This window comes from Phyllobacterium sp. 01N428 (assembly GCF_056399405.1).
This window is the reverse complement of record NZ_JBFTRH010000001.1, coordinates 1,459,246-1,481,873: the sequence shown is the minus strand read 5'-3', so window position 1 is coordinate 1,481,873 and position 22,628 is coordinate 1,459,246. Positions and strand designations below refer to the sequence as shown.

At 59.5% G+C, this 22,628-nt stretch carries 22 protein-coding genes and 1 tRNA gene; 17 read left to right on the top strand and 6 right to left on the bottom strand.

The annotated features are described in order from the left end of the window. Nucleotides 1–113: 113 nt before the first annotated feature. On the top strand, nucleotides 114–680 hold the full coding sequence (locus AC1DNI_RS07235; protein WP_477691345.1) for a DUF5710 domain-containing protein: 567 nt from the start codon (nucleotides 114–116) through the stop codon (nucleotides 678–680). A gap of 236 nt (nucleotides 681–916) precedes the next feature. Here AC1DNI_RS07235 and AC1DNI_RS07230 read toward each other — a convergent pair. Continuing rightward, nucleotides 917–1,007 (bottom strand) — tRNA-Ser (locus AC1DNI_RS07230). Nucleotides 1,008–1,307: 300 nt separating this feature from the next. Here AC1DNI_RS07230 and AC1DNI_RS07225 point away from each other — a divergent pair. Both AC1DNI_RS07225 and AC1DNI_RS07220 read left to right on the top strand, forming a co-directional pair. Then, nucleotides 1,308–1,697, top strand: a complete 390-nt coding sequence (locus tag AC1DNI_RS07225) for a DUF930 domain-containing protein (RefSeq protein ID WP_477691344.1) — start codon at nucleotides 1,308–1,310, stop codon at nucleotides 1,695–1,697. Between the two features lie 58 nt (nucleotides 1,698–1,755). Next, entirely contained in the window at nucleotides 1,756–2,130 is a 375-nt protein-coding gene (locus tag AC1DNI_RS07220; RefSeq protein WP_477691343.1) for a hypothetical protein, read from the top strand. A 42-nt stretch (nucleotides 2,131–2,172) separates the two neighbouring features. Here the strand turns inward: AC1DNI_RS07220 and AC1DNI_RS07215 are convergent, their stop codons facing one another. Beyond that, nucleotides 2,173–2,508: a hypothetical protein gene (locus AC1DNI_RS07215; RefSeq protein ID WP_139217607.1), complete on the bottom strand. Its 336-nt coding sequence runs from the start codon at nucleotides 2,506–2,508 to the stop codon at nucleotides 2,173–2,175. 231 nt (nucleotides 2,509–2,739) lie between these two features. Between AC1DNI_RS07215 and AC1DNI_RS07210 the strand changes: the two genes are divergently transcribed. Continuing rightward, nucleotides 2,740–2,916: a hypothetical protein gene (locus AC1DNI_RS07210; protein ID WP_477691342.1), complete on the top strand. Its 177-nt coding sequence runs from the start codon at nucleotides 2,740–2,742 to the stop codon at nucleotides 2,914–2,916. On the opposite strand, the gene AC1DNI_RS07205 is transcribed toward AC1DNI_RS07210, so the two are convergent. Then, on the bottom strand, nucleotides 2,910–3,593 hold the full coding sequence (locus tag AC1DNI_RS07205) for a TetR/AcrR family transcriptional regulator (protein ID WP_477691341.1): 684 nt from the start codon (nucleotides 3,591–3,593) through the stop codon (nucleotides 2,910–2,912). The two genes, AC1DNI_RS07210 and AC1DNI_RS07205, sit on opposite strands and share 7 nt — an antisense overlap. Nucleotides 3,594–3,685: 92 nt before the next feature. Between AC1DNI_RS07205 and AC1DNI_RS07200 the strand changes: the two genes are divergently transcribed. From AC1DNI_RS07200 to AC1DNI_RS07185, 4 genes are read left to right on the top strand one after another with little or no spacing between them, the layout of a single operon-like run. Beyond that, nucleotides 3,686–4,729 (top strand): HlyD family secretion protein, encoded by a 1,044-nt coding sequence (locus AC1DNI_RS07200; RefSeq protein WP_051614496.1) that lies wholly within the window; start codon nucleotides 3,686–3,688, stop codon nucleotides 4,727–4,729. After that, nucleotides 4,726–6,489 carry an ATP-binding cassette domain-containing protein gene (locus AC1DNI_RS07195; protein ID WP_477691340.1) on the top strand — a complete coding sequence of 588 codons (1,764 nt, stop codon included), beginning with the start codon at nucleotides 4,726–4,728 and terminating at the stop codon, nucleotides 6,487–6,489. Before AC1DNI_RS07200 ends, AC1DNI_RS07195 begins: the two co-directional genes overlap by 4 nt. Further along, the gene (locus AC1DNI_RS07190; RefSeq protein WP_477691339.1) at nucleotides 6,489–7,664 is read left to right on the top strand and encodes an ABC transporter permease; all 1,176 of its coding nucleotides are present in this window, start codon (nucleotides 6,489–6,491) and stop codon (nucleotides 7,662–7,664) included. Before AC1DNI_RS07195 ends, AC1DNI_RS07190 begins: the two co-directional genes overlap by 1 nt. Before the next feature lie 7 nt (nucleotides 7,665–7,671). Continuing rightward, a complete protein-coding gene (locus tag AC1DNI_RS07185; protein ID WP_228018776.1) occupies nucleotides 7,672–8,793 on the top strand; it encodes an ABC transporter permease in 1,122 nt (373 codons plus the stop codon). 8 nt (nucleotides 8,794–8,801) lie between these two features. Here AC1DNI_RS07185 and AC1DNI_RS07180 read toward each other — a convergent pair whose 3' ends face one another. Continuing rightward, nucleotides 8,802–9,386, bottom strand: a complete 585-nt coding sequence (locus AC1DNI_RS07180) for a TetR/AcrR family transcriptional regulator (RefSeq protein WP_477691338.1) — start codon at nucleotides 9,384–9,386, stop codon at nucleotides 8,802–8,804. Between the two features lie 169 nt (nucleotides 9,387–9,555). Between AC1DNI_RS07180 and AC1DNI_RS07175 the strand changes: the two genes are divergently transcribed. From AC1DNI_RS07175 to AC1DNI_RS07145, 7 genes are all read left to right on the top strand, one after another. Beyond that, the gene (locus AC1DNI_RS07175; RefSeq protein ID WP_477691337.1) at nucleotides 9,556–10,773 is read left to right on the top strand and encodes an efflux RND transporter periplasmic adaptor subunit; all 1,218 of its coding nucleotides are present in this window, start codon (nucleotides 9,556–9,558) and stop codon (nucleotides 10,771–10,773) included. Between the two features lie 30 nt (nucleotides 10,774–10,803). After that, nucleotides 10,804–14,025: an efflux RND transporter permease subunit gene (locus tag AC1DNI_RS07170; protein WP_477691336.1), complete on the top strand. Its 3,222-nt coding sequence runs from the start codon at nucleotides 10,804–10,806 to the stop codon at nucleotides 14,023–14,025. 232 nt (nucleotides 14,026–14,257) lie between these two features. After that, complete coding sequence (locus AC1DNI_RS07165) at nucleotides 14,258–14,383, top strand: hypothetical protein (protein WP_255453099.1); 126 nt, start codon at nucleotides 14,258–14,260, stop codon at nucleotides 14,381–14,383. Between the two features lie 205 nt (nucleotides 14,384–14,588). Beyond that, the gene (locus AC1DNI_RS07160; RefSeq protein WP_477691335.1) at nucleotides 14,589–14,843 is read left to right on the top strand and encodes a hypothetical protein; all 255 of its coding nucleotides are present in this window, start codon (nucleotides 14,589–14,591) and stop codon (nucleotides 14,841–14,843) included. Between the two features lie 203 nt (nucleotides 14,844–15,046). Beyond that, nucleotides 15,047–15,880: a metallophosphoesterase family protein gene (locus AC1DNI_RS07155; RefSeq protein WP_477691334.1), complete on the top strand. Its 834-nt coding sequence runs from the start codon at nucleotides 15,047–15,049 to the stop codon at nucleotides 15,878–15,880. A gap of 315 nt (nucleotides 15,881–16,195) precedes the next feature. Beyond that, a complete protein-coding gene (gene gnd, locus AC1DNI_RS07150; RefSeq protein WP_477691333.1) occupies nucleotides 16,196–17,233 on the top strand; it encodes a phosphogluconate dehydrogenase (NAD(+)-dependent, decarboxylating) in 1,038 nt (345 codons plus the stop codon). 36 nt (nucleotides 17,234–17,269) lie between these two features. Then, on the top strand, nucleotides 17,270–17,932 hold the full coding sequence (locus AC1DNI_RS07145; RefSeq protein WP_477691332.1) for a hypothetical protein: 663 nt from the start codon (nucleotides 17,270–17,272) through the stop codon (nucleotides 17,930–17,932). Between the two features lie 28 nt (nucleotides 17,933–17,960). Here the strand turns inward: AC1DNI_RS07145 and AC1DNI_RS07140 are convergent, their stop codons facing one another. Then, nucleotides 17,961–18,857 (bottom strand): LysR family transcriptional regulator, encoded by an 897-nt coding sequence (locus tag AC1DNI_RS07140; RefSeq protein WP_477691331.1) that lies wholly within the window; start codon nucleotides 18,855–18,857, stop codon nucleotides 17,961–17,963. A 121-nt stretch (nucleotides 18,858–18,978) separates the two neighbouring features. Here AC1DNI_RS07140 and AC1DNI_RS07135 point away from each other — a divergent pair, with 121 nt between their 5' ends. Beyond that, nucleotides 18,979–20,484 carry an MFS transporter gene (locus AC1DNI_RS07135; RefSeq protein ID WP_477691330.1) on the top strand — a complete coding sequence of 502 codons (1,506 nt, stop codon included), beginning with the start codon at nucleotides 18,979–18,981 and terminating at the stop codon, nucleotides 20,482–20,484. Between the two features lie 35 nt (nucleotides 20,485–20,519). Here AC1DNI_RS07135 and AC1DNI_RS07130 read toward each other — a convergent pair whose 3' ends face one another. After that, nucleotides 20,520–21,524, bottom strand: a complete 1,005-nt coding sequence (locus AC1DNI_RS07130; RefSeq protein ID WP_477691329.1) for an aldo/keto reductase — start codon at nucleotides 21,522–21,524, stop codon at nucleotides 20,520–20,522. Nucleotides 21,525–21,623: 99 nt separating this feature from the next. On the opposite strand from AC1DNI_RS07130, the gene AC1DNI_RS07125 reads away from it, so the two are divergent. Beyond that, a complete protein-coding gene (locus tag AC1DNI_RS07125; RefSeq protein ID WP_477691328.1) occupies nucleotides 21,624–22,532 on the top strand; it encodes a LysR family transcriptional regulator in 909 nt (302 codons plus the stop codon). Nucleotides 22,533–22,628: the final 96 nt, after the last annotated feature.

Genomic DNA, 22,628 nt, shown 5'->3' with positions numbered 1-22,628 from the left:
CATTCCCGGCTTGCCATTGCGAAGTCGGTCGACGAGGCTGCAACTTACATCGCTTTGAGACTTGATTTTGTCGCGCCAAACGCAACTATCGTTTGGGCACCGAGGGGCTTTTTATGCATCATCAAGATTGGATGGACGACGATAAAGGTAACGTCTTCGAGATGTACGTCGCGAACGGAGGTGCTGGATTTTGGGTAAGGCGAACGACTTGGGGCGGCACCTGCGCCAGAGTTGTTCGTGTTGGAGAGATGACAGCGCCTGCGCCTTATTTTGGCAATCCATCCGTCCTTATGGATGTTTACTCTCTATGCGGCCAATTGAAAGAACAAGCGACTCAATTGCCAGTTCCCGGCACCTATAAGACGTGGCGGCAAATTGAACCTCCTGAGTGGGCTGATACCGCTAAGCTCCGCCCGCTGGATGATCCTTTGCTCGACACTGTCCTCACACGGCTCGATAAGCAACGGGGCAAAGGAAATCCTCGAACCGATCCTGGGCAAGTTGAGAAAGTACTCCTGAACGTCCCCTTCTCGCGGAAGGACGAAGCAAAGAAGCTTGGGGCGCGATGGTCCCCCGTCGAGAAGTCATGGTGGCTACCCGCCAGTAATGCAGCCGCGATCGCTGAAGCTAGGAAACTGGGATTTATGTCACCAGACCACGAAGTGGACGCGCGCACTTGATGGCTGATCCTGAGGGTTTTCACATGCGATCGAGGTCCGCAGACGCTTCTTCTCATTCGCCCAGAGCGGGCCGCTCGCGGGTTTTGGGACCGTCGGTGACCGCCGGATACCGGAGCGGGGTAGCGCCCATGGCAGCGATCGTCGGCGCAAACGAGCCGACAGCGCAGGTTAAAGGTGCAGGGTAAAACTTGCGCTTTACAAAAGATGCTTAAACATCAATAAGTTACGATAACCGATGGCGGAGAAGAAGGGATTCGAACCCTCGAGAGCCTTTTGAGCCCTACTCCCTTAGCAGGGGAGCGCCTTCGACCACTCGGCCACCTCTCCGAGGACGCTGACTAAAGATGAAACCCCTTGTTTGCAAGGGCTTTGTTGGCTTTTCCGTAAAAAATGACGCAGGCGAGCCGGCGCGCGATCCTGGCAAATCCATCGTCGATAATATTCATGCGTTGTGACCAAGTTCTGACAATTTCCCGGCCTAGCCGCTATGCGCCGGGCCGTCATTGCTGATAGTGCCCGCGTCGAATCAAACCTGTGGGTTGTGTGATTTCGGGGACTTGGCGAGCAACTCCCCCTTCCCTTAGTCTCGCGCATCGCTCGCACCGCAGAAAATTGGATGGGTCTCGTATGAAAACAGTTCTTGTTGCGGTCGCGCTTGCCGTTGTGACATCCCAGCCGGTCTTCGCCATGGATGCGCGCGAAGAGACAGGCCTGCGCAAACTCGATCCGCAAACCCGGCTCGAACAACGTTGCGACGTCGAAGCAATGGAGCGCATTCGCAAAGACGAAGGCAAGTTCAACCCGGACAAGGTTCTGGCCTATGCCTTTGCCGAGCCACGCATGCAGGCGCATGGCATCCAGACCCGCGGCGCAGCCTTCCGCAGCGGCGGTGCCTGGTACCACCTCAAATACAAGTGCGAGACGAGCGCCGACAACATGGAGATCGTCGCGTTCAAATATAAGATCGGCGACCTTGTGCCGCAAAAAGATTGGACCACGCATTTCCTCGTACCCTGATGCTCGACACCAGGGCGCTGGTTGACTAGCCTTCATTCGAGAAAACGGGGGAGTTTGCATGCAACTCAGATCATTAGGCTGCGGCGCGCTGGCTATATTCATGGCGGCATGCACGACCACGAACAGCAAGAACGCCGGCACGGATCAAGTCGTGGCAGATGCAAGGACCCTGGTTATCGCCTCATATCAGTGCCAGGACGCCTTGGGACGCGAACCGCACTACTCGGCGATCGAGAGCAGCGAAACCGTGTTGAAGGCGCTGGGCAAGTCCGCCGATCAAGCCGATCAGACCGTGCGCGGCTGGCTGCGCGAGGTAAACGCGGGGCCGAAGCAACCAGGCGATTTCGACGCGAAGACCTGCAAGGACCGATTGTTGACGCTCGCTGAAAAAGTGCGCGTTGGCTACGAGGCCATCAAGCGAAAAGGGAATTAGTCCGCATACGAAAAGGGCGGCTTGCGCCGCCCTCGGTGTCAATTACTGATGGCTGCGGCCGCTGCCACCCATCTGGTTTTCACGCCACCTGCGGTCGCGATAGGTGCGAACATTGCGGCGCTCCCAATCGGACCGGCCCCAATGGGACCTGCCCCAGTTTCGGTTGTAGCGGTGATTTGATCTGTTCCAGTTACGGCGATTGTCCCAACCGTGACGATAGTACGGACGATACCTGTCGCGCGAACGTACCTGCTCAATATTGGACGTCACCTGCACGGGCTGGGAAGGGACCGGCGCGGCAAACGATGATATGGCCGAGCCCAGCAACATCGCCAAACCGACGATTGCGGCCGACAAGGCGGAAAGTGTTCTTTGCATATAAATGCCTCCTGATAAAAGCGGTACAGTTCTCAAATGCACCTCGAAGCATGAACTTGTCGTGAACGGATTGGTTCCCTGTTCACGCAATTGCTACCGCAGATCGCAGACATGCGCGGATCTGTAAATGCCGGTTGCAATTCTTGAATGGCACAGGCGGAACCGAGACCCTATTTGACCGTTATTGCGACGCTTTAGGACCACACCCAATCGAATACTGGAGGTTGCAGAATGACGACACCGACCGTTCCGCAGGATGTTTATCAACGCCACGAAAGAGAATGGCAAATGCTGCGCGAGGCGATCGCCAAGTCTCAGGAGTTGACCGAAAAGGCCGAGAAAAAGCCCGCGGAAATCAAAGCCGTTGCGGATACTTATCGCTGGCCGCCCATTCAAATGCATCAATGAGCGGAACGCAGCGCCGAGGCTGTAGCCTCGAGCCCCGCCATGGCAAATCTTTGAAAATGCTCGACGATTTCATTCTGGGTCTGGGGTTCGGCGGGGTTTAGCCCCGGTAGGACGCGCGTGAAGATCTGCTTGTTGCCGACGACCAGCATGGCAAAGGGCGAAATGATGTTGAGTGCGCAGCGCGTCACCGCCGGATCGTCATGCGGCAATCCCAGGATCTCGCCGACAATCGTCGTAACCACGAGCTTCTTCGGCAAAATTTCCTTGTCGAGAAGCACAGAAAACGCCGGTGATGGCGAAAGAATCTCACGTCCGAGCACGCCGAGCCCCCATGACGATCGAGCCGAACCCGTCACCGCTCGTGCGAGCAATCCGATAAGCCTACGCAGCTTTTCCCTGGGGTCACCCGGGCCTTCCGCAAGCGTCACAAGACTTTCATAGGTCAGGAGGCGGCGGTGTGCCTCGAGCAGCACTTGCCCGTAGAGCCCGTCGATACCACCGTAATAGTAGTTGACGGCGGCGGAGTTGCTGCCTGCCAGTTCGGCAATTTCCTTGCCGGTGGCGCGATCAAAACCCTTTTCGGCAAAGACCTCCCCTGCAGCCTCCAGAATCTGAGCTTTGGTTGTGGCGCCATCCTCGCGCCGGCCGGGAAGTTTTCGAGTGCTCTGTTTCGCCATGGAATCATTGTAGCGGAGTTTACAGGTTTTTCAAAGTTGAAATTCAAATTGTAATTTGACATAAACGCGCAAGTTGAATATGATGTGCGGCCATGGGTAAAAAAATCCGCATCTTGATCATTCTGGTCGTTCTTGCTGCGCTTGGCGTTGGCGCATGGTGGTACTGGCACCGTCCGGCAACCGCCGACGCGCTGACACTCTATGGCAATGTCGACCTGAGGCAGGCCTCCCTCGCCTTCAATGGCTCGGAACGCATCGATCAGGTCCTTGTCGAGGAAGGCGATGTCGTGAAAAAGGGGCAGGTGTTGGCCCGCCTCGATACCGGCCGGCTTGCGCCGCAGGTCCGCGAGGCCGACGCGACCGTTGCCTCACAGCGCGCCATGGTCCTGAAACTGCGCAATGGCAGCCGGCCGGAGGAGATCGCGCAGGCCCGCGCCAATCTCACGTCGGCGAAGGCCGATGCGGACAACGCCAACATACAGCTCGAACGGCGGATGAGCCTGACTGTCAATTCCACGATCAGCAAACAGGAACTCGACACCACCAAGGCAGCCGCGGCCGTTGCAGATGCCAAGGTCGAAGTGGCCCAGAGCGCGCTGGAGCTCGCCATCGCCGGTCCCCGCGCCGAGGATCTGCTGCAGGCCGAAGCACAGCTGCGCGGCAGCGAAGCGCAATTGGCGCTGATACGGGAACAACTCAACGATGCGGAATTGATTGCACCCGTCGATGCCGTGGTGCGCTCGCGCCTGATGGAGCCGGGCGAAATGGCTGCGCCGATGAAACCGGTGCTTTCGCTCGCCGTGATCAAGACGAAATGGGTACGGGCTTATGTCTCCGAGCCCAATCTCGGACATGTGAAACCCGGCATGCGCGCGCGGATCACCACTGACAGCTTCCCGGACAAACCGCAGGATGGTTGGGTCGGCTTCATATCGCCGGTTGCGGAGTTTACGCCGAAAACCGTGGAGACCGCTGATTTGCGATCGAGCCTCGTCTATGAGGTCCGGGTTTTTGTCGACGACAAGGATGATCTTCTACGGCTTGGCATGCCGGCAACTGTCACGCTTCTGCCGAACGAACCGCTGAAGCCACTGCCGGCGGGCGGCCAGGAGACCGACGCCAAGGCAAAGTCATGACCGAAGCCGCGCCTTCCGCACCGGTTGTCGCAAGAAACCTCTTCAAGACGTTTCACCGCGAAACCGGCGAGACGGTCAAGGCGCTGGAGGATGTTTCATTCGAGGCCCGGCACGGCACGTTGACCGCGCTCGTTGGACCGGACGGCGCCGGCAAGACAACGATCCTGCGCCTGATCGCCGGGTTGATGACCGCTGAAAAGGGCGATCTTTCCGTGCTTGGCGTTGATGTCGCCGCGGATCCGCAGAACATTCAGAACCGGATCGGTTATATGCCGCAGAAGTTCGGCCTGTATGAAGATCTGACCGTTCAGCAGAATCTCGATCTCTATGCCGATCTGCACGGTATCGGTCACGACGCGCGCAAGGAAATCTACCCTCGCCTGATGGAAATGACCGACCTCGGCCGCTTCACGGATAGGCTTGCCGGCAAGCTATCCGGCGGCATGAAGCAAAAGCTTGGCCTTGCCTGTACCCTCGTTCGCGCGCCGGAGCTACTTCTTCTCGATGAACCGACAGTCGGCGTCGATCCCCTGTCGCGGCGTGAACTCTGGGAAATTGTAACCAAGCTTGTGCGGGAAGACGGGCTGACAGTCGTCGTCAGCACGTCCTACCTCGACGAGGCGGAGCTTTGCGATCACGCCGTAGTCATGCATCTCGGCAAGGTCTTAGCGCAAGGCAAGCCGGAGGAAATCACCGCCAGGGCAAAGGACCAGGTGTTCATCGCAACGCCCGACGCCGGCACGACCGCGAGGTCCCTGCAGGCGCGGCTGTTTCGCCAGGAAGGCGTCGCCGACGCCGTGCCGGAAGCCGGCAGAGTACGCGTCGTGAAGCAACCGGATTTCGGCGGCGATATCCGCATCGACGATAAGCCTGTCGAGCTCGAACCAGTAAAGCCGCGCTTCGAGGATGGCTTCATGATCCTCTTCAGCGCCGTTGCCAGGAAAAGCCAGTCGAGCGCGGTCACTCTCGACAGGCCGAAGCCGGCTGGGGGCAGCGAGATCTCCGTCGAAGTCCATGATCTCGTGCGCAAGTTCGGTCACTTCACTGCCGTCGATCACGTCACGTTCGAGGTAAGGCGCGGCGAAATTTACGGTTTGCTCGGCCCGAACGGCGCGGGCAAGAGCACGACCTTCCGCATGCTGTGCGGCCTGATGCCGGCAACGAGCGGCACCTTGCGCGTCGCTGGGGCGGATCTGCGGACGTCCCGCGCCGAGGCCCGCGAAAATCTCGGCTATGTAGCGCAGAAGTTTTCGCTCTACGGCGATCTCTCCGTGGACGAAAACCTTGATTTCTTTGCCAGCGCCTATGGCCTGCGCGGTGCGAGGAAGCGCCAGCGTATCGAATGGTCAAAAGATCAATTCGAACTCGACAGCCTGTCGACACTGCCAAGCGGGCAATTGCCCGGAGGCTTCAAGCAGCGTCTCGCCATGGCGGCGGCGCTCTTGCACGAGCCGGATATCCTTTTCCTCGATGAGGCGACCAGCGGTGCCGATCCGCTGGCGCGGCGCGAATTCTGGGGCCGCATCACTGCGCTGTCCGAACAAGGCGTTACCGTGATCGTAACCACCCATTTCATGGAAGAAGCCGAGTATTGCGATCGCATCATCATTCTCGATGCCGGCCGCAATCTTGCCGAGGGCACCCCCGCCGAAATCCGAGCCCATGCCAAGCCGAAGAAGGGCGAAGAGGCCAACATGGAAGACGCCTTTATCGCCATCGTCGAGGAATCGCGCCGCGAAACTCGCGAAAAGGCAGCGTGATGGCTTACCAAACCGGCGAGGGCTCAGCCATGAACGCGCCCGCTTCGCATCCCGCCAGGAACAGCCTGCGCCGCATCCTGGCGCTGGTGCGCAAGGAATCCTGGCAAGTCGTGCGCGATCCGAGCAGCATCGCCGTCGGCATCGTCATGCCCATGATCCTCCTGATTCTGTTCGGCTACGGTCTTTCCTTCGACCTGAAGAACCTGCCTGTGGCGATGGTGATCGAAGATTCATCAGCCGAGGCCCGCAATGCCGTCTCCGGTTTCGAACTCTCGCCCTATTTTCAAACGCATCGGGTGATGACCATGGCCGAGGCGCAGCGCCTCCTGATGAACAAGACCGTCAACGGGATCGTTCGTATACCGCCGCAGTTTGCCCGCGATGTCGAGGCCGGGACGGCGGAGATCCAGTTCGTGGTCAATGGCAGTGACGCTAATACCGCCCGGATTGCACTCGGCTATGCGCAGGGTGCCGTCGGTATTGCAGCTGCCCGGCAGATGGCCGAAGGCAAGATCGTCAGCAACGGCGCGACGATCGATCTTGAACCGCGCCTCTGGTTCAACGCGGCCAATGACAGCACCTATTTCCTCGTCCCCGGGCTCATCGTATTGGTCATGACGCTCATTGGCGCCCTGCTGACGGCGCTGGTCATCGCGCGCGAATGGGAGCGCGGCACGTTTGAGGCGCTCTTCGTCACCCCCGCGCTGCCAAGCGAGATCCTCCTTGGCAAGACCGTGCCCTATTTCGTGCTCGGCATGCTCGGACTTGCGCTTTCGGTCATCGGCAGCCAGGTTCTGTTCGGCGTCCCGCTGCGCGGATCGCTCTGGATCCTGGTGGTGGTCTCGACGCTCTATCTGCTGGTTGCGCTCGGCATCGGGCTCTTGATCTCCTCGCTGACCAAGAATCAGTTCGTGGCAAGCCAGATCACGCTCATTGTCACCTTCCTGCCGGCAATGATGCTCTCGGGGTTTATGTTCGACATCAGGAGCATGCCCTATGCGATCCAGGTCATCACCCATATTTTCCCGGCGCGCTATTTCGTCAGCGTGTTGCAGACGCTGTTTCTGGCCGGCGATATCTGGCCGGTCATCCTGCCAAACGCGGCTGTGCTGGCCGCGATGGCTGCGGTGCTGATGACCGCCTCGGTCTTCGCAACACGCAAGAAACTCGGGTGAGCCGGTCATGAAGGAATCGTTCTTCCGCATCATCGCCCTGATCCGCAAGGAATTGCTGGCAATCTTCAAGGATCCGAAAAGCCGGATCGTGCTTGTGCTGCCGCCGATCCTGCAGTGCCTGATCTTCGGCTACGCTGCGAGCTATGACCTCAACAATGTTCCCTATGCTATCCTCGACCACGATCACAGCGCGGCCTCGATCGAGTTCATCTCCAAGCTTGACGGGTCGGGAACGTTCACGCGCGTGGCAACGCTGCAGCGGACCTCGGACATCGCGAAATTCATCGATGAGGGACGCGTGCTCCTCGTCATCGTCGTCGATGAGGATTTCGAAAAACGGCTGATGGCGGGGATGCCGGCCAAGCTGCAGGTGATCGCTGATGGCCGCAACTCCAACACGGCGGGCACGGCGCAAAGCTATATCAGCACGATCGCATCGGACTTCGCCACGCGCTGGCGGGCAGATAATGGTCAGGATCCGCCCGGCGGCATGAAGCTCACCACCCGAGCCTGGTATAATCCAAGCCTTGAAACGCGCTGGTACATGATCCCTTCGCTGATCGGCACGATCACGATGATGATGACATTGATGCTCACCGCAATGTCCGTGGCGCGGGAGCGCGAGGCAGGCACGTTCGACCAACTGCTGGTCACGCCATTTCGGCCCTCCGAGATCATGATCGGCAAGGCCCTGCCCTCGATGCTGGTCGGGCTCAGCCAGGCAACGACGATTCTTCTCGTTGCCCAATTATGGTTCCAGATCCCGTTTACCGGGTCCTATTTCATGCTGTATCTCGGATTGATACTGTTTCTCGCCGCAGCCGTCGGCATCGGACTCTTCATCTCATCGCTTGCAGCCAACATGCAGCAGGCCATGATCTATTCCTTCGTGCTGCTTATGCCGTTCATGCTGCTTTCCGGCCTGACGGCGCCTATCGGCAACATGCCCGAGATCCTGCAGTATATGACGCTCATCAATCCACTGCGCTATGCGATCAGCATCACGCATCAGGTCTATCTGGAGGATGCAGGCGTAAGGGAGCTCTATCCGGAAATGCTGGCGCTGGTCGCGATCGCCGCGGTCACCCTGCCCTTTTCGGCATGGCTGTTCCGCAACCGGCTGACCTGAAACGGCGGCTATTTGTCAGGAAAAGACTTCATCGCGATATCGACGAGCCTGTAGACGTCTTCACGGCTCGCGCCGCTCGACGCCTGCACGGCGGTACCTTGCGCAACGGTCAAAATGTACCGGGCAAGGTCCTCGGGATTGCTGTCCTCAGGCAGGTCGCCCTCGCGCTTGGCGCGCTCGAACCGACGCGCCAGCGCCTTCTGACCGACTTGAATACGCTCGACAATGGTCTTGTGGATCTCGAGCGCGGCATCGCTGCAGGAACTTGCGGCGTTGACGACGAGGCAGCCGCCGGGATTGCACGCTTCAGTCTGGGCCCGGACGAATCCGCGCAAAATGTCCAAGGCAACCGTGCGCGCCTCCGGCTGTTCGAGTGCGCTCCAGAAGAACGCCATATAGTGCTCTTCGTAACGCTGCAGCGCCATGCGGAAGAGTTCTTCCTTGTTGCCGAATGTGCCGTAGAGGCTTGGTTTTGTTATGCCCATGCCGTCAGTAAGGTCAGTGATGGACGTGCCTTCGTAGCCCTTGCGCCAGAACAGCTCCAAAGCCGTCTGCAAGGCATCGTCCGCATCAAATTCCCTCGGCCGTCCCATGGACAAGACTCCCTAAAAGAATTATACCGCTCGGTATAAAATCGGTTGACAGCTGCTGTACCGCAGCCTTATATCACGACTTCTATACCGATCGGTATAGAACGTCAATGATCGAGTTCCGATCTGCCATCCTCCCAAGTGGCATATATTTTCAAAGCAGGTGACCACGATGTCAATCAGCACTTTTAAGAAGAGCCTCCTCGTCAGCGGCATTGTTCTAACGCTTGCAACCGTAGGTGGCACAAAAGTTTTTGAATTCTCCAAAGGTCATGCAGAAGTTGAAAAGCAGCAGGCTCCCGCGCAGGCAATGCCGGTGTCGGTAGCGCTCGTTCAGCCGAAAAACGTGACGCAGTGGAACGAATTTTCCGGCCGTCTTGAAGCGATTGATTCGGTGGAAGTGCGCTCGCGCGTTGCCGGCGCAGTCCAGTCGATCCATTTCAAGGAAGGCGCGATCGTCAGGCAGGGCGACCTTCTGGTGAAAATAGACCCGGCGCCGTTCGAAGCAGAGGTTGCGCGGGCTCGCGCCGAGGTCAGCGCTGCGCAATCGAAGCTCGCCTTTGCCAAGAACGAGCTTGAGCGCGGCAAGCGCCTGATCGATTCCCGCACCGTATCGCAGAGCGATTACGACCAGCGCATGAACGTGCAGACCGGCGCGCAGGCTGACCTGCAGGCAGCCGAGGCCGTTCTCAAGACGGCCATGCTCAATCTCGGCTATACGGATATCCGCGCACCGATCACCGGACGCGTCGGGCGCATCGAGATCACACCCGGCAACCTGATCGCTGCCGGTCCGAGTTCGCCGCTTCTGACATCGCTCGTCTCGATCAGCCCGATCTATGCAAGCTTCGAGGCTGACGAGAACGTCGTCGCCAAGGCGCTTGCCGATCTGCCGAGCGGTCTCAACGGCCGCGACTTCGTCGATCGCATTCCCGTGCAGATGGATGTGCAGGGGTCGAACGGCGTTGCCGGAAAGCTCCAGCTCATCAACAACAGCGTCGATGTGTCGAGCGGCACGGTCAAGGTGCGTGCGGTCTTCGATAATGCCGACGGCAGGCTGATGCCGGGCCAATTCGCCAAGGTGCGCATGGGCCAGGCCAATGAGCGCCAGGAACTGCTCGTCGATGAAAAGGCTGTCGGTACCGACCAGAACAAGAAGTTCGTCATGGTCGTCAATCCGCAGAACATCGTCGAATATCGCGAGATCACGCTGGGCGCGCGGGCCGAAGGCCTTCGCATCGTGACGGCGGGCCTGCAGGCTGATGAAAAGATCGTCGTCAACGGCTTGCAACGCATTCGTCCCGGTTCACTCGTCGCACCGCAAATGGTGGCGATGGGGGCAACGGCGGCGGCTAACCAGCAAGCGCTTGCGGAACCCGCAAAGCAATAATCCAAAGCCCCTCCGGGCAGGTGGAATGACATGAACATTTCCAACTTCTTCATCGATCGCCCGATTTTTGCGGGCGTTCTTTCTTTCGTCATCTTTCTCGGCGGCCTGATTGCCCTGACGGCGATGCCCGTCTCGGAATATCCGGACGTCGTGCCGCCTTCGATCGTGGTGCGCGCACAGTATCCGGGCGCCAATCCCAAGGTCATTGCGGAAACGGTGGCGACGCCGATCGAGGAATCGATCAACGGCGTCGAAGGCATGCTCTACATGGGCAGCCAGGCGACTGCCGACGGCCAGATGACACTGACCGTCACCTTCGCGCTTGGTACCGATCCAGACAAGGCGCAGCAGCTGGTGCAGAACCGCGTCTCGCAGGCGGAACCGCGCCTGCCCGAGGAGGTGCGCAGTCTCGGCATCACCACGGTGAAAAGTTCGCCGGACCTGATGCTGGTCGTGAACCTCATCTCCCCCAACAACCGCTATGACATCACCTATCTGCGCAACTATGCCCTGATCAACATCAAGGACCGGCTTGCCCGCATCACTGGTGTCGGCGATGTGCAATTGTTTGGCTCGGGCGATTATTCGATGCGCATCTGGCTCGATCCGCAGAAGACCGCCGAGCTTGGTCTCTCGGCAACCGACGTTCTTAGCGAAATCCGCGCCCAGAACGTGCAGGCGGCTGCGGGCGTGATCGGTGCTTCACCGAGCCCCAACGACGTCAATCTGCAGCTGTCGGTCAACGCGCAAGGGCGGCTCCAGTCTGAAGAGGAATTCGGACAGATCATCGTCAAGACGGCGGCCAACGGGGCGATCACCCGCCTGAAGGACATTGCCCGCGTCGAGCTTGGCGCGGCACAGTACTCGTTACGCTCGCTGCTCGACAACAAGCCTGCGGTGGCAATCCCGGTTTTCCAGGCGCCCGGTTCCAATGCGATCCAGATCGCGGACCAAGTGCGCAGCGTCATGGACGAGATGAAGCTGACCATGCCGGAGGGCGTCGACTACGAAATCGTCTACGATACGACGCAGTTCGTGCGCGCCTCGATCGAGGCCGTGGTTCATACGCTGCTTGAAGCTGTCGTCCTCGTCGTCCTCGTGGTCATTCTCTTCCTGCAGACGTGGCGCGCCTCGATCATTCCGCTGATCGCCGTGCCGATCTCGATCATCGGTACATTTGCGGTGATGCATCTTTTCGGCTTTTCGGTGAATGCGCTCAGTCTCTTCGGCCTCGTCCTTGCCATCGGCATTGTCGTCGACGATGCGATCGTCGTCGTGGAAAATGTCGAGCGCAATATCGAGAACGGGCTTGCGCCCCGCCAGGCGACCATCCAGGCCATGCGCGAAGTTTCGGGACCGATCATCGCCATTGCGCTTGTGCTCGTCGCCGTGTTCGTGCCGCTCGCGTTCATCACCGGGCTGACCGGCCAGTTCTACCGGCAGTTCGCGCTGACGATCGCCATTTCGACCGTCATCTCGGCGTTCAACTCGCTGACCCTGTCGCCTGCCCTCGCCGCCCTGCTCCTCAAGGGACATGACGCGCCGAAGGATCGGCTGACACGATTTATGGACGCGTCGCTGGGCTGGCTGTTCCGCGGTTTCAATGCCGTCTTCACACGCGGCGCCAACGGCTATAGCCGGGGCGTGCGCGGTGTCATTTCGCGCAAGACGTTGATGATGGCGATCTACCTCGTCCTCATCGGCGCGACGGCGTTCATGTTCAAGAGCGTTCCCGGCGGCTTCGTTCCGCCGCAGGACAAGCAATATCTGGTCGGCTTCACCCAGCTGCCGGATGGCGCCACCCTTGACCGGACCGAGGCGGTCGTTCGCCGCATCGGCGACATCGCGCTGAAGATCCCGGGCGTCCAGAGCACAATTGCTTTCCCGGGCCTCTCGATCAACGGCTTCACCAACAGCGCCAATGCCGGCATCGTCTTCGTCTCGCTCAAGCCCTTCGAAGAGCGCAAGACGCCGGAACTCAGCGCCGGAGCCATTGCCATGCAGCTCAATCAGCAACTGTTCGGCATCCAGGAATCGTTCAGCGCCGTGTTCCCGCCTCCCCCCGTGCAGGGTCTTGGTGCGATCGGCGGCTTCAAGTTGCAGATCGAAGACCGTAACGGCCTCGGCTATCAGGCGCTCGACGACGCAACCAAGGCATTCCTCGGCAAGGCGGCAACTGCTCCGGAACTGACAGGCCTCTTCTCGAGCTACCAGATCAATGTTCCGCAGCTCTACGCAGATGTCGATCGTGCCAAGGCGCGCCAGCTCAACGTATCGCTACCGGAGATATTCAACACGCTGCAGATCTATCTCGGCTCCGTCTATGTCAACGACTTCAACAAGTTCGGCCGTACCTATTCCGTGCGGATGCAGGCGGAGTCGAATTTCCGGGCGAAGGCCGAGGACATCGGCGACCTGAAGGTACGCTCGGGAACTGGCGAGATGATCCCGCTTTCCGCCCTAATCAAGGTCGATTCCAGCGCGGGTCCCGACCGGGTGATGCGGTATAACGGCTTCCTCTCCGCCGATGTGAACGGCAATGCCGCGCCCGGATATTCGTCCGGTCAGGCTCGCGCAGCTGTCGAGAAGATCGCCGCCGAGACGCTGCCGGCAGGCATCGGTTTCGAATGGACCGAACTGACGTACCAGGAGATCATTGCCGGCAACTCCGCCTATCTGATCTTTCCGCTGTCGATCCTTCTCGTATTCCTTGTGCTTGCAGCCCAGTATGAGAGCATGGCCTTGCCGCTGTCGATCATCATGATCGTGCCGCTCGGGCTCCTCGCCGCCCTGACCGGCGTCTGGCTGACGGCTGGCGACAACAACGTGTTCACGCAGATCGGGTTGATCGTTCTGGTCGGTCTGTCGGCCAAGAATGCGATCCTGATTGTCGAATTCGCGCGCGAGCTCGAGTTTGCGGGGGCGACACCCTTCAAGGCCGTCGTCGAAGCGAGCAGGTTGCGCCTGCGCCCGATCCTGATGACGTCCCTCGCCTTCATCATGGGCGTCGTACCACTGGTTACCTCGACCGGGGCGGGCGCTGAAATGCGCAGCGCCATGGGCGTCGCGGTCTTTGCCGGCATGATCGGCGTGACGTTGTTCGGACTGTTCATGACCCCAATTTTCTACGTTCTGGTCCGGGCGCTCAGCGGGAATCGGCCTTTGCGTCATGCGACGCATGGCAGCCATTTCGAAGGCACGTCGGGCCATAATTCGGACGTGATTCTTCCGGCTCCGTCGCCGGCAGAGTAAAAAAACGCGGCGGCGCGGGCTTTTTCCCCACCCGCGCCGCTCGAATCAAAGCATTGATCCAGCATCGATTTTTTCCGCCAGAAAGCGGCCAGCGCTTATTTCAACTTGGTTATGGAACTTTTTGGGTGACAAAAGGTTTCAAACTGTTACAGTTATGTGACCAGCCGAATTCGGCACTGACGATCATGATCCTACCGCCTGTCGCGGGGGTCGTTAAAATCAGGAGAACGCCTTGAGCAGCTTTGCCGCAGCCAATGATAATCGGAAGGTCAGCGACGGATTTATTCCCTTCGTTGTCTTTGTGTTTCTGACCGAAGTCGCAGCAACTTTCCTGCTGACCGTGCCCAATTGGTATTGAGGCCGCAAAACTCGTCACAGGGTTTTTCCATACTGCCGATCCTGGCGGGCGCCATCGTGCTTTTGATGATTGGCGGCTTGTTGTTTATCTGACGACCCCGTTCCCCCTATTTTATATGCCCAAAGTCTGACTGTTCAACCTGCCAGCCAAGCGACATAATGGCGGGGGGCTATAAGTTCGTATTCTGGTGGCCCAGGAGGGACAGATGAGATTTACGGTGTTGTTCGCGCTTTTGCTGCCGCTGTTCGTTGCCGCATGTCAGACCATCACCCCCGAACAGCAGCGGACCATGGACAACCAGAAGTGTGCCTCCTTCGGCTTCAAACGCGGTACGACTGCCTTCTCAAATTGCCTGCTCCGCCTCGATCTCGACCGGCGTGCCGATCGCCGTGCGCAGATGCAATTCAACCAGCCCGTGTTCATTTACGGGCCGCCCTATTACGGCCCGGGCTGGTGGTAGAAGCGATGGCGAATGTTAATCAAATCCTGTCATGAGTTTGTCATCGGACTGAGGCACTAGTGTCGTGAAAACCTACCTTTTAGCGCTGCGCGGAAGCCCGGCTTAGAGATTTTAGCACGACCTTCATTTGTCACCAGACGGCACCTTCGCCGAACTTCACGGCATTTTCGCCCCATAGAATATTTAGTTCAAAGAGCATTACATTGCGGATAATTCAGATATCGGACACCCACCTCAGCCCGTCGAAGACCCATTTTAATGCAAACTGGCAGCCGCTCGCAGCGTGGATAAGTGCGCAAAGCCCTGACATGGTCGTCCACACCGGCGACCTGGCACTCGACGGGGCTGATCACGATGAGGACGTCGCATTCTCCATGCAGCAAATGAAGGCGCTGGTTTTGCCCCTGCTGATTGTGCCGGGCAACCATGACATCGGACATATGCCCGATATGGCGCAGCCTATGGATACTGTGCGCATCGAGCGCTGGCGGCGGCTGGTCGGCCGTGAGGAATGGGTGCAGGATGTCGGCGAATGGCGCTTCATTGGCTTGAACAGCCAGGTCTTTGGCCATGGTTCGGCCGCGGAAGACTGGCAGTTCGACTGGCTCGACGTAGCACTTTCGGGTGCAAATGGCCGGCCTATTGCAATTTTTGCTCATAAACCGCTTTTCGTGGACGACCCGGATGAAGGCGATTCCGGCTGTTGGGCTTTGAAACCTGTAGCGCGGCAGAAAATGCGCGATCTCCTCACCCGCTATAATGTTGCGCTCTACGCCAGCGGTCACCTTCACCGAGCCTGGACGGGGAAGCTCGGTGCAACCAACCTAGCCTGGGTGCCACCGGCATCTTTCATCATTGGCGCGATGGAACGCGACATGCCCGGCAAGCGCATCCTCGGAGCCATTGTGCACACGCTCGATGATAGGGGCGTCCACAGCGAAATCGTCGAGGTCGCGGGCATGACGCCCTATTTGCTCGATGACGTCGTCGACGAGGTTTATCCGTCGGTCAAGGCACCGGTGGAGGCCCTAGAATGATCGCGTTGGCGCTCGGAGCCATTGGTAAACACTAGCCACACCGGTGACGCCCGCATACCGAAGCCCGCTACGCCATGTTATCTAGGCGTTGCTGGAAGCTGGCACCGCGGGTGCACCGGCCACCCCGCTGCGGTCGGGCGTTCTCTACGATCCTTCGCCCACCACGCCGTGCCTGCAGGGCAATTCCGGCCATCACGATCTTATGACTCGCGCGTGTGCTTGTACCGCCAAAGCCCGGGGCATAACTTGGCTGTTGAACGCGCCGCCGATAACGTGCAGCCTGCATGCAAATTACTCTGACCTGGGAGATTTAAAATGCAGCTTGGCATGATTGGGCTGGGGCGCATGGGCAGCAACATGACGCAGCGCCTGTTGAAACACGGCCACGAGCTGGTGGTCTACGATACAAGAGCCGAGAGCGTAGCCGAACTGCAGCGGCTCGGAGCGGATGGCTCGACCGTGCTCGAGGAATTCGTGACAAAGCTGTCGCGTCCGCGTGCGGTATGGCTGATGCTGCCCGCAGCGGTCGTGGATACGGTGCTCGCCAAGCTGGTACCGCTGCTCGAAAAGGACGATATCGTCATCGACGGCGGCAATTCCTACTACCACGACGACATACGGCGCGGCGCGGCGCTTAAATCATCCGCCATCCATTATGTGGATGTCGGGACGAGTGGCGGCGTGTTCGGCCTTGAACGGGGTTACTGCCTGATGATCGGTGGGGAACCGGACATCGTGCAGCACCTTTCGCCTATCTTCGCAGCGCTCGCGCCGGGCAAGGGCGATCTGCCCGAGACCGAAAGCCGCCGCACCATGCCGGCGGACGAAAGCACAGCGGATCAGGGTTTTCTCCATTGCGGGCCCCACGGCGCCGGTCACTTCGTCAAGATGGTGCACAATGGCATCGAATACGGCCTGATGGCCGCCTATTCGGAGGGGCTGAATATCCTGCGCAACGCCGATATTGGCCTGCGCTCGCACGAGGCGGATGCCGAGACGACACCGCTCAAGAACCCTGAACACTATCAGTATCAATTCAACCTTCCCGACATTGCTGAAGTCTGGCGCCGGGGCAGCGTGATCAGTTCATGGCTGCTCGATCTCACGGCCGACGCGCTTTACGAAGATCCGGGCCTCGCCGGATATGCGGGGCATGTGTCGGATTCCGGCGAAGGCCGCTGGACGCTGATCGCCGCCATCGACGAGGCGGTGCCCGCCCCTGTGCTTGGCGCCGCACTGATCGAGCGCTTCAGTTCACGCGGCAATGCCGATTTCGCCAACAAGGTTCTGTCCGCCATGCGCCGTGAATTTGGCGGACACGTGGAAAAGCAGGCCAAGCCCGGCGGGCAATAGGGTTGCGCCGGCGGCCTGTCTGACAGGAGCAGAAACATGGCTAGGATATCATCGAGATTTGGCTTCCCGGCAGCGCTGTTGGGCGGAGTGCTTTCGCTCGCCCTCCCGCTCGCGGTTCACGCAGAGAACACAATGTCCAAGCAGACGGCAGCAACGCCAGCCACCAAACGCGTCAACGTTCGCGGCGCGATCGAAAGCTTGAGCGACACAGCGATCGTGGTGAAGACACGCGAAGGACCCGATGCGACCGTTGCCTTGAGTGACGGCTGGCAGGTCGGCGGCGTCGCCAAGGCTTCGATCGACGATATCAAGAAGGGCGATTTCGTCGGCATAACCAATGTGCCGAAAAGCGAAGGTGTCGCGAGCGCCGTTGAGGTCGTGATCTTCCCGGCAGCTCTTAAAGGCACGGGCGAAGGCGACCGGCCCTGGGATCTGAAGCCGAACAGCAGCATGACCAACGCGACGGTCGCCGATGCGGTCAAGGACATCGACGGACGGACGCTGACGGTCGTCTATCACGGTACGGAAAAGAAGATCGCCATTCCTGACGGAACGCCCATCGTTACCCTGGCCAAAGCGAGCAAGGATGACCTGAAGCCTGGCGCCACGGTGTTCATCTCAGCCGAGCGCGGCAATGGCGACAGCCTTTCGACAAAGCGCATCGTCGTCGGGACCAACGGTATCGTTCCCCCGATGTAATGAATGGGATCGCGCGCGTGCGCGGCCATTATCCGCGGCCCGACAGACTTGTGGCTGTCCGTTGCGGGGCTGACCGCGGATGCTCGCGAAAAGCTGCGGTGATGGCCCGAAGCGCTTCCCGGCTCTTCGGATCCGTCAGGGAAGAGTGCAAGACAATCGACAGGGAAGGCAGCGGCGGCAGCGCAAATCTTTCGCTGACGTCCACGACATCCGCCGGCGCCAGCCTGTATGGAAATGCGGCGACGGCAAGCCCTGCCGAGAGGGCGGCGACAATTGCGGACGTGCTTCCAATGAAAACCTCCGTCCACGAAATCGCCGCCCGATCCAGCAGGCTGGTCGAAACGTCGCGAACGACGCAGCTAGGAGAGGTCCCGGCAATGCGCAAGGGTTCACCCTTGCAGTGAACGAAACCCGGCGCGGCGAACCACCCGAAATGCTCGGGCCCCAGGGTTTCGCCATCGCGCCTGTCATCATCGCTGCGGATAATGACCGCATCGAGCGAACCGGCATCGTACAAATCCAAAAGCGACCGCGAACTGTCGACACGAACTTCGATTATTAGTGTCGGATCCAGCGACTTCAGCTTTGCCAATAACGATGATACCTCCGGGCCCATGACATGGCTCGCTATGCCAAGCGCGAAACGCCGGCGGGAGGCGGTAAGATCGGCCACCGCCCTTTCATGCGCAGTAAGAAAGGCCCGCGCCGATTGAATGAACATCTCGCCCTGGGCCGACAGCCTGACCTGTCGCGGCGTTCGCTCCAGCAATTTTTGCCCCAGCCGGTCCTCCAGCCGTTTCAACTTTACGCTGATTGCGCCCTGCGTCGTTCCCAGCACCTCCGCAGCACGCGTGAAGCTTTGAAAATCGGCGATGGTTACGAAGGCTCGTACGGCATCCACCTCAAGTGAAATCACTTCTATCATCCAAATTTGTTATCACTGATATGAGTTATCATACGATTGTGTTGTCATCAACTTCGCGACATTTTGCTCGTCGGTTTCCCCCGCAGCCAAGGTACTGGCCGCTCATTCGATCAAGGCAATCATGACAACCGACGTTTCAAGAAATACGATGGCGCTGGCCGCCGTTTGCTTGTCCGCGCTTATGCTCGGGCTCGAAATCTCCAGCATTCCCTCCATCCTGCCGACGCTCCAGAGCGTTCTGCCGGCAAGCTTCAAGGAGCTTCAATGGATAATGAATGCCTATACGATCGCCATGTGCACGGTCTTGATGGCGATGGGCGCGCTGGCGGATCGTTTTGGCCGCAAGCGTATTTTCCTGATCGGCATATTTGTCTTTGGCGCGGCATCTTTCGTTTGCGGTCTGGCTAACACCCCGTCGCTGCTCATCGGTGCACGCTTTCTGCAAGGCGCAAGCGGCGCCGCAATGCTGGCGTGTCAGGTCGCCGTTCTTTCGGACCAGTTTCGCAGCGGCAAGGAAAGGGCACGCGCGTTTGGCTGGTGGGGCATCATTTTCGGTGTCGGGCTCGGCTTTGGTCCCATTATCGGAAGCCTGATCGCGAGCTTTGCAGGCTGGCAATGGGTATTCCTGATCCACACGGTGCTTGCGGTCGGCACCGCATTTCTCACGCTCGCGGGCGTGGTCGAATCGCGCGATCCGCACGCGACGCGGATCGACTTTGCCGGCATGGCGACCCTCTCGCTATCCGTGTTCTGCCTTGTCTACTTCATCACTCAGGGTCAAGCCATTGGATTGACCAGTCTGCACGGGTTGGCAATTCTGGCAGCGAGCGGCATCAGCCTGCTGGCATTCATCGTCATCGAGAACTCGATTGCCCGGCCGATGTTCGACTTCCGCGTATTTAAAGTGCGCCTCTTCTCCGGTGCTCTCTTGGGATCAAGTGGCATGAACTTCAGCTTCTGGCCATTCGTCATCTATTTGCCGATCTTCCTGCAGGCGGTCCTAGGCTACGACAGTATCGAAGCAGGGTTCATTCTGCTTGCCTACACGGTTCCCAGCCTTGTCGTTCCGCCGCTTGCCGAGCGCCTGCTGCTGCAGCGGGGACCACGGTACGTCATTCCTCTCGGACTCTTTACGATCGGTACGGGCTTTCTGCTGATGCGCTTTGCGACGTTCGGTGATCAAGCTGGCATTGCGATCGTGCCCGGCTGCATTGTCGCCGGGGTCGGATTGGGATTGACGAATACGCCCGTCACCAACACCGCCACCGGCGCACTGCCCGTCGAACGCGCGGGCATGGCATCGGGAATGGACATGAGCGCCCGCATGATCTCGCTGGCGGTCAACATCGCTTTGATGGGCCTCATACTCGTTCTGGGCATTTCCGGCGCCCTCGCCCCGAATTTTCCCGCATCTGCGGCGCTGATCGACGCCATAGCCGCCGGCAATTTCTCCGAGGCAGTCGCCGCAGGCGTTTCACACGAACAAGCGATAAGCGCGTTGAACGATGGTTTTGGCTGGGTGATGCTCTATGGTGCAACTGCCGCCTGGATCATGGGCGCACTCAGTTTAACGGTTCTTCCCCGGCGCTGCGACAAAGTCAGATTGGCTGCGGCGTCGGGGAGCTAGGTGCGGGCCCGCCTTGCAAGGCGGGCCAAGGGAACCTATCGATGTGCCGACGCCTCGCTGTCTAGATGGGCCATCTGGACCGCAGCATAGCGGTCGCCGGCGGCCGCACCCTTGGGCACGGCCTTTTCGATAGCCGCAAGGTCATCGCGGCTGAGGCTTGCATCGAGAGCACCAAGCGTTTCAGCCAGACGATCGCGGCGGCGCGCGCCAATGACGGGGAAAATATCGCTCCCCTGCGCTACGACCCAGGCAATGGCGATCTGCGCGACTGACACGCCCTTTGCCTCCGCGATCTTCTTCAGCGCTTCGACGAGCGCCAGGTTGGCGTCAACATTTTCCGCCTGGAAACGGGGATTATGGGCGCGCCAGTCACCGGTCTGCGCGCTCTCCTTCGTCCAGTGGCCACTGATCAATCCGCGCGACAGCACGCCATAGGCTGTGATGGCAATACCAAGTGAGCGGCAGGTCTCAAGGATATTGTCCTCGATACCACGCGAAATCAGTGAATACTCGATCTGCAAATCGACGACCGGATGGACCGCGGCAGCACGCCGGATCGTCTCCGAGCCTACTTCCGAAAGCCCGATATGCCTGACGTAGCCAGCTTTCACGAGGTCGGCAATTGCGCCGATCGTTTCTTCGATCGGTACGGCAGGGTCGAGCCGCGCGGGGCGATAAATATCGATGTAATCGACACCGAGGCGCTGCAGCGAATAGGCTGCGAAGTTTTTCACGGCCTGCGGCCGTCCGTCAAAGCCGGTCCAGCCGCCTGCTGGGTCGCGCAGCCCGCCGAACTTGACGCTGAGTACGGCATCCTGACGCCTGGCGCCCTTCAGCGCCTCGGCAATGAGCAATTCGTTGTGACCCATTCCGTAGAAATCGCCGGTGTCGATGAGGTTGATACCGGCATCGAGCGCGGCGTGGATGGTGGCAATGCTTTCAGCGCGATCGGACGGCCCATACATGCCCGACATGCCCATGCAGCCGAGCCCGATCTGCCATACGCGCGGCCCGGTCTTTCCAAGTTGATGATGTTGCATTTCGTTCAATTCCTTTGCCTCGGTCGAAAGCAATATAGGCTCTCTGTATTTGTGCGATAATCCGCTATATTGTGCATGGGTTGTTCGGAAAATTGCACAATGACTGATCCTGATCTCTCTGATCTCAGCGCGCTGGTTGCGGTTGCGCAGACGCGGAATTTCCGCGCCGCAGCGACGATGCGCGGCGTATCCGCCTCCGCGCTGAGCGAAGCTATACGCCGCCTTGAGGCCCGCCTCGGCGTGCGGCTTCTCAACCGCACCACGCGGAGCGTTACCCCGACCGAGGCCGGCAAACTCCTCATCGAACGATTAACGCCGGCCCTTGGCGAGATCGCCGGCGCGCTCGACAGCATGAACAGTTTCCGCGACAGTCCGACGGGGACGCTCAAGCTCAATGTTCCGGTCATCGTAGCGGAACGGATCTTGCCGCCAATCATCAACGCTTTTCTTGCGGCCCATCCAGGTATCACGCTCGAGATCACCGCCTCGGACACATTCATCGACGTACTCGCCGCCGGGTTCGACGGCGGCATCCGTTATGATGAACGTATCGAGCGCGACATGATCGCGATCCCCATCGGGCCCCCAACCCAGCGTTTCGTCGCAGCGGCGGCGCCCTCCTACCTTTCGGCCCACGGCGTCCCCGCCCATCCGCGCGACCTCGTGAACCATGCCTGCATCCGTCACCGCTTCAGCAGTGGCTACATTCCGCATTGGGAGTTCGAACGGAATGGACAAGTAATCAAGGTAACGCCCAAGGGCCCGCTCATCGCGTCGACAGCCGAAATGGAGGTCAAAGCAGCGATCGACGGTCTGGGATTGGTCTATACATTTGAGGAATTTCTTGCCGGAGCGCTCGCCAGCGGCGCGCTGGTCGCGGTCCTAAGCGCATATTGGCAGAGCTTTACCGGTCCGCGCCTTTACTATCCAAGCCGCAAGCACATGCCAGCACCGCTGCGCGCATTCGTCGACTTCATAAAGGCATCCGCTAAATCGCCGTCAAAATAAGGCGGCTGGCCTTGCATCGCAGCGGCGACTATGCCATGACGCGCCTCCCTTGCCGGGTGCGCATTTCGCATCCGCTGAATTCCGACCTTAATGACA

Coding starts and splice junctions, on each gene's coding strand:
- AC1DNI_RS07235 (WP_477691345.1), top strand. CDS start 114: ATGCATCATCAAGATTGGATGGACGACGATAAAGGTAACGTCTTCGAG.
- AC1DNI_RS07225 (WP_477691344.1), top strand. CDS start 1,308: ATGAAAACAGTTCTTGTTGCGGTCGCGCTTGCCGTTGTGACATCCCAG.
- AC1DNI_RS07220 (WP_477691343.1), top strand. CDS start 1,756: ATGCAACTCAGATCATTAGGCTGCGGCGCGCTGGCTATATTCATGGCG.
- AC1DNI_RS07215 (WP_139217607.1), bottom strand. CDS start 2,508: ATGCAAAGAACACTTTCCGCCTTGTCGGCCGCAATCGTCGGTTTGGCG.
- AC1DNI_RS07210 (WP_477691342.1), top strand. CDS start 2,740: ATGACGACACCGACCGTTCCGCAGGATGTTTATCAACGCCACGAAAGA.
- AC1DNI_RS07205 (WP_477691341.1), bottom strand. CDS start 3,593: ATGGCGAAACAGAGCACTCGAAAACTTCCCGGCCGGCGCGAGGATGGC.
- AC1DNI_RS07200 (WP_051614496.1), top strand. CDS start 3,686: ATGGGTAAAAAAATCCGCATCTTGATCATTCTGGTCGTTCTTGCTGCG.
- AC1DNI_RS07195 (WP_477691340.1), top strand. CDS start 4,726: ATGACCGAAGCCGCGCCTTCCGCACCGGTTGTCGCAAGAAACCTCTTC.
- AC1DNI_RS07190 (WP_477691339.1), top strand. CDS start 6,489: ATGGCTTACCAAACCGGCGAGGGCTCAGCCATGAACGCGCCCGCTTCG.
- AC1DNI_RS07185 (WP_228018776.1), top strand. CDS start 7,672: ATGAAGGAATCGTTCTTCCGCATCATCGCCCTGATCCGCAAGGAATTG.
- AC1DNI_RS07180 (WP_477691338.1), bottom strand. CDS start 9,386: ATGGGACGGCCGAGGGAATTTGATGCGGACGATGCCTTGCAGACGGCT.
- AC1DNI_RS07175 (WP_477691337.1), top strand. CDS start 9,556: ATGTCAATCAGCACTTTTAAGAAGAGCCTCCTCGTCAGCGGCATTGTT.
- AC1DNI_RS07170 (WP_477691336.1), top strand. CDS start 10,804: ATGAACATTTCCAACTTCTTCATCGATCGCCCGATTTTTGCGGGCGTT.
- AC1DNI_RS07160 (WP_477691335.1), top strand. CDS start 14,589: ATGAGATTTACGGTGTTGTTCGCGCTTTTGCTGCCGCTGTTCGTTGCC.
- gnd (WP_477691333.1), top strand. CDS start 16,196: ATGCAGCTTGGCATGATTGGGCTGGGGCGCATGGGCAGCAACATGACG.
- AC1DNI_RS07145 (WP_477691332.1), top strand. CDS start 17,270: ATGGCTAGGATATCATCGAGATTTGGCTTCCCGGCAGCGCTGTTGGGC.
- AC1DNI_RS07140 (WP_477691331.1), bottom strand. CDS start 18,857: ATGATAGAAGTGATTTCACTTGAGGTGGATGCCGTACGAGCCTTCGTA.
- AC1DNI_RS07135 (WP_477691330.1), top strand. CDS start 18,979: ATGACAACCGACGTTTCAAGAAATACGATGGCGCTGGCCGCCGTTTGC.
- AC1DNI_RS07130 (WP_477691329.1), bottom strand. CDS start 21,524: ATGCAACATCATCAACTTGGAAAGACCGGGCCGCGCGTATGGCAGATC.
- AC1DNI_RS07125 (WP_477691328.1), top strand. CDS start 21,624: ATGACTGATCCTGATCTCTCTGATCTCAGCGCGCTGGTTGCGGTTGCG.